Annotated in this window: 3 protein-coding genes; all 3 read right to left on the bottom strand. The window is 46.2% G+C overall.

Features of this window, described 5'->3' with window-relative positions; translation table 11 throughout:
• Positions 1-117: 117 nt before the first annotated feature.
• The 3 genes from ACTHSP_RS19300 to pyrB all read right to left on the bottom strand — a co-directional run bounded on the left by ACTHSP_RS19300 (position 118) and on the right by pyrB (position 2366).
• Positions 118-783: a hypothetical protein gene (locus ACTHSP_RS19300; protein ID WP_314513924.1), complete on the bottom strand. Its 666-nt coding sequence runs from the start codon at positions 781-783 to the stop codon at positions 118-120.
• A gap of 193 nt (positions 784-976) precedes the next feature.
• Positions 977-1435: an aspartate carbamoyltransferase regulatory subunit gene (pyrI, locus tag ACTHSP_RS19305; RefSeq protein WP_003684689.1), complete on the bottom strand. Its 459-nt coding sequence runs from the start codon at positions 1433-1435 to the stop codon at positions 977-979.
• 10 nt (positions 1436-1445) lie between these two features.
• Positions 1446-2366: an aspartate carbamoyltransferase gene (gene pyrB / locus ACTHSP_RS19310; protein ID WP_314513926.1), complete on the bottom strand. Its 921-nt coding sequence runs from the start codon at positions 2364-2366 to the stop codon at positions 1446-1448.
• Positions 2367-2745: the final 379 nt, after the last annotated feature.

Raw genomic sequence — 2745 nt, forward strand, 5'->3', positions numbered from 1 at the left:
AATTCTTTGATTATTATACCCGATACGCCTCTTTTTCTTCAAAAATCATTTGAAAAATAACAACAGGCCGTCTGAAACCAAGTATTTCGGTTTCAGACGGCCTGCATATTTTGTATATCAATACAACAATTTCTTGCGGGGCTTTTGTTCGCCACCGGATTTAATTTCCGACAAGTTGAAATTCAGTATGCTCAAATCCAAGACGCTTTCAGAAGTGCATTGATCACCAAAAGCATTTTCATAAGTGGCTTTCAGTTTCAACACGCCGCCAAATGTCTGGTCCGGCAATTCGGCAGCCAGCGCCAACATGCTTGCAAACACGCCGCCATACAATTCGCCCGATGCCAGCATATCCACACCGCCGGAAAACATCTCCAAGCGCATAACCGCATCGGCAACCAGCTTGCTCGGCAAGTGATCCGGCAAAGCCTCAGCCTCAAAACGCACATTCTTCGCCAAGCCCTTACCGCTATTGCGGACAACCAAAACCAATAAATCCGTTTGACCGTCAGAACGCTGCAACGTCGCATGCAAAACAGGGTGAATGCTTTCTTTTTGAATCAGCTGCTCACGGTGCAACATCTTGCTTTTTGCTTTGGAGCGCGCAGAGACGACAGCCCAAATCAACCAAACCAATGCAACGGCAGAAATGGCAGTGACCAAAAGGGGAAGGTTGGTCAAATAGGCTTGCTGATTAAACCAAACTTGTGCGGCTAAAAATCCGGCAAAGAAAATCAAGACGTATAAAATTGGGGCAAACCGGCTTTGTATGGATGAGTGCATGAGTTTTCCTACATTTCGTATCATGTTATTAAAAAATAATGCCTTTCGGGCGAATAATGTCATCAACCCGGAAGGCATTATTTTAACGTAATTTTAACGCAATTTGCTTAATATCTTGCTTTTTATGAAACTAATGTATCAAGCAGACAACTCAAACCACACAGCCGTGTTTTCAGACGGCCTGAGATTTTTATCAGGCTTCGGCAACCGAATCACGCGAGAAGGTTTTTTCGCAATAATGACATTTCAAACGCGTCTGACCATTATGTGAACGGACATAAAAACGGCTAATGACCGGCTCTCCATGACTGGCACAATTGGTATTCGGGCAGCGGAATACTTCCGAAATTTCGTCCGGCAATGACAAATGCTGTTTGTCAATCACTTTAAACTGATCAATTTTGTTTACCACTGCTTCAGGGGCAAATAAAGCCAAACGGTTGGCCGCATTGGCATCCAACCATACGCCGCTGACTTTGATAATGTCTTTGCTTCCCTGCGTTTTGCTGGGCAAATTAAAGCCGACCGTAACCGCACTGCCATAATGCAGCAACTTAAACTGCCTTAAAATGGCCAAGCCTTTACCGGCAGGAATATGGTCAATCACCGTACCTTGTTCAATCGCTTCAACGCTGAGTTTTGAGTTTTCCATCTTTCTCTCCTTAAACTTCTTCGTTCAATACCAAAGACAAAATCGCCATCCGTGCATACACGCCGTTGGTTGCCTGTTCAAAATAATAGGCATGAGGTGTTTTATCCACATTCGGATGAATTTCATCTACCCTCGGTAAAGGATGCAAGACGCGCAAATTGGGTTTGGCGTTTGCCAACATCGGCTCATCAAGATTGAATTTACCCTGAATTTTGGCAAATTCCTGCTCATCAAAACGTTCGCGCTGAACGCGGGTCATGTACAAAATATCCGCCCATTCGACCGCTTCTTGCAAGCTGGACAAGACTTGATAAGGGCAACCGACCTCTTCCAGCTCTTCAGCAATATAGTCCGGCATCGCCAAGCTGGGAGGAGAAACAAATGCAAACTCACAACCCCAACGCTTCAGTGCCTGACACAATGAGTGTACCGTACGGCCATATTTCAAATCACCGGCCATCGCAATCTTCAAATTGCTCAAACTACCCTGTGTTTCATAAATCGTTACCAAATCCAACAGCGTCTGGCTCGGATGTTGGTTGGTACCATCGCCGGCATTAATCACAGGTACGCTCGAAAATTCAGCCGCCACACGGGCCGCACCGTCTTTCGGGTGTCGCTGAATAATCGCATCCGTATAGCTGGAAATAATCCTCGCAGTATCTGCAAGCGTTTCACCCTTTTTCGCACTGGTGTTCGCACCATCGGAAAAACCGATAACTTTCCCACCCAAACGCTGTACCGCCGTTTCAAAAGACAAACGCGTACGGGTGGACGGTTCAAAAAAGCACGATCCAATCAATTTACCTTCAAGCAAATCTTCACGAGGCTGCTTTTTCAACTTCAAGGCCGTCTGAAGCAGTAATTCGAGCTGCTCCGTCGTCAAATCTGAAATTGAAATAATATGTTGCCGATAAAGCGGATTAGGCATGACCATTCCTTCCCATAAAAAAGCCCGCAACAGGCGGGCGTTTCAAGCAAACCGATTTCATCCTTGCCCGACATCATCCTCGTCGGACAATCACAACCATGTTTCTACCACACCTATGAAATCTTCCGCATTATCGCATATTTAACAGACGGCTGCTTCTTTCAAGTTTTCAGACGGCCTGATACCTCTGCAAAATAACTCACTGTACTCAACGGCTGAGATCCAAGACAGGGATTCGGCTGTTTTCAGTTATTACCCAATAGAAGCCCCCCATTAGCCTAAGCTCTCATTCCCGGTCCCATACAAAGCCGCCCGTCAACCCGAACCGGCAAACGGTTCGGCATCGGGGCGGCGTATACGGCAGTTAACCGTCAGACTT

The sequence above is a fragment of the Neisseria sp. P0001.S005 genome (assembly GCF_051963715.1).

What these genes read in the sequence shown, in the direction of transcription:
- pyrB (WP_314513926.1), bottom strand. Translation starts at nt 2,366, where the DNA reads ATGCCTAATCCGCTTTATCGGCAACATATTATTTCAATTTCAGATTTG.
- pyrI (WP_003684689.1), bottom strand. Translation starts at nt 1,435, where the DNA reads ATGGAAAACTCAAAACTCAGCGTTGAAGCGATTGAACAAGGTACGGTG.
- ACTHSP_RS19300 (WP_314513924.1), bottom strand. Translation starts at nt 783, where the DNA reads ATGCACTCATCCATACAAAGCCGGTTTGCCCCAATTTTATACGTCTTG.